The sequence below is a fragment of the Pseudomonas sp. GW456-12-1-14-TSB6 genome, from assembly GCF_059424205.1.
In genome coordinates this window covers 1-1179 of sequence record NZ_JBWKZE010000066.1, presented here as the reverse complement: position 1 = coordinate 1179, position 1179 = coordinate 1, and the positions used below count along the sequence as shown (strand labels likewise).

Sequence of the window (1179 nt, the reverse complement as noted above, 5' to 3'; positions counted from 1 at the left end):
TGTGGGAGATTCTATGTTGCAGGGGAACCCTGCAATCTTAGATTCGGTTGGTATTCGCTCTGGTTCTTCATGAGGGCGAATGCCACCCGGCAAAGCTTACGGGCGAGGATGACCAAGGCCTGGGTTCTGGCTAGACCTCTTGCCAGATACGACTCATAGAACGGTTTCCAAACAGGGGACCGGCAAGCTGCCATAGCTGCATTGTGTGCAAGACGCCGTAATTCCCCGTCACCTTTTTTGCTCAAGTGGCGAGGACTGTGTTTCTTGCCTGAGTCCTTTGCCTTCAAGTCCAATCCCAGAAAGGCGATGAACGCATCGGCGCTGGCGAACTCACCTCGCATGTACGTAGTTGCCAGGCCCGTTGCCGTGAGTTCACCAATCCCTTCAATCGCTTTGCAGCGTCTGATGTTTTCGCTAATGCCGGCCTCTTGGCTGACTTTGCGAAGTAATTCCTGAATGGCCTGATCAAGCTGTTTGAAATGCTCCAACCCATGGGCCAAAAGATCTTCAAGGAGAGGTTCGTTTGACCAGCTCAGCATGATACTGACTCGGGCCTTCATCAGCTGCGCACGCTTGTTAAGCAGACTTTTCAACACCGTGTAGTGCCGTGGTGGTGGGCTCCAGACCCGCAGCCGGTGCTGTTCACTGGTTAGATAACGCGCCAGAAGACGTGCATCACAAGGGTCGGTTTTTGCACGCTGACCGATGCTTTCGCGGTAATGGCTCACCCGGTAAGGGTCCACGACGTAAACCCGATGCCCCATACCATGGGCCAGTTCGGCCGTGTCCAGGTGGTAGAGATTAGTGGCTTCCAGGGCGATCGAGCTTTGTGCGGGCAAGGTCTTCAGCCAACGACCTACAGACGTGCGGTCATTGTTGATGACCTGGGTAATTTCCAGATCTTCGCGATAAACAACGATTTCGGCCTTGGCCACATCGACACCAATCACCGTTGGCGAGGTAAGGATTGTCATGACGAATCCTCGGAGCTAGGGTTTAAGAGCTTGTCGGGGTCTACCGTAGCGCTGGCTTGCCTCTATCGTCGGTTTTACCGATGAATTCCTTATCGGCGCTTTAGGTAGAAAGGGCGGGACGAGAAGTCTCCCACGGTCCGTACTGGCTAGAGTCGGAATCGAGCTTTTAGTCCCGCCCACCCCTTCAAGTCTAAACATACAAGCG

The 1179-nt window shown here is 54.0% G+C and carries 1 protein-coding gene; it reads right to left on the bottom strand.

Features of this window, described 5'->3' with window-relative positions; all coding sequences use genetic code 11:
* Window positions 1-11: 11 nt before the first annotated feature.
* A complete protein-coding gene (locus tag AC07Y2_RS28705; protein WP_103387456.1) occupies window positions 12-974 on the bottom strand; it encodes an IS110 family transposase in 963 nt (320 codons plus the stop codon).
* Between the last annotated feature and the right edge of the window lie 205 nt (window positions 975-1179).

Excerpts from the sequence above, each read along its gene's own strand:
- AC07Y2_RS28705 (WP_103387456.1), bottom strand. The coding sequence starts at position 974 with ATGACAATCCTTACCTCGCCAACGGTGATTGGTGTCGATGTGGCCAAG.